Source organism: Ochrobactrum sp. S1502_03, from assembly GCF_044435015.1.
In the GTDB taxonomy this organism is placed as follows: domain Bacteria; phylum Pseudomonadota; class Alphaproteobacteria; order Rhizobiales; family Rhizobiaceae; genus Brucella; species Brucella chromiisoli.
Genome location: NZ_JAYEXN010000103.1, coordinates 1 through 613, shown reverse-complemented (window position 1 = coordinate 613; position 613 = coordinate 1). Strand labels below are relative to the sequence as shown.

Below are 613 nucleotides of genomic sequence, written 5' to 3'. Positions count from 1 at the left end.
AAATTCTAAAGATTTCTGGTCTGATTTCATAATTGAGGCTGGCACGACCACTATCTTAACTGTGCCAGCCGCCAGCCTAAGACGATAGTCACCGACATCAATTCAATCAAGGCAATGGGTGCGCATCTGTCTGGAGCGAGTCCGATTGACAGGCATTTGCGGCATGTGTGCTAGATGAATGCGACCAATGCTGGTCAAGCTGATGAATAACCATTGAATTCTCGGAAGCTATTCAGCGATGATCTGCTTGGAACACAAAGCATTAGAGCAATCGTGATGCCCGTCCGCTGCGCCGTTTGGCGTTGTTGTAATAGTCGGAGGCTTGCTGCACGGAGCGATGACGCGATTGTTCCATGGCCTCGGGTAGTGGAATGCCGCGATTGGCCGCTTCGGTGAGGTAGCCGGAGCGCAGGCCATGCGCGGAGAATTCTTTGGCATCGAGGCCTGCCATTTGCGCCCGCTGTTTGACGATCCGGTTGACGGCGCTCGGTTCCAGCGCACGCGCGGACACGTTGCCCCAGCGATCAACTTTTCGAAACACGCTGCCCTTGTCGATCTTTGCCACTTCCAGCCAACGGGTGAGGGCGTCGACGGGTCGGCCGGTCAGATAGAC

1 protein-coding gene is annotated in these 613 nt (G+C 55.1%); it reads right to left on the bottom strand.

Annotated features, from left to right (window positions below):
• Positions 1-262: 262 nt before the first annotated feature.
• Positions 263-613: tyrosine-type recombinase/integrase (locus VBH83_RS19385; RefSeq protein WP_396999101.1), on the bottom strand; the 351-nt coding region annotated here is incomplete at its 5' end.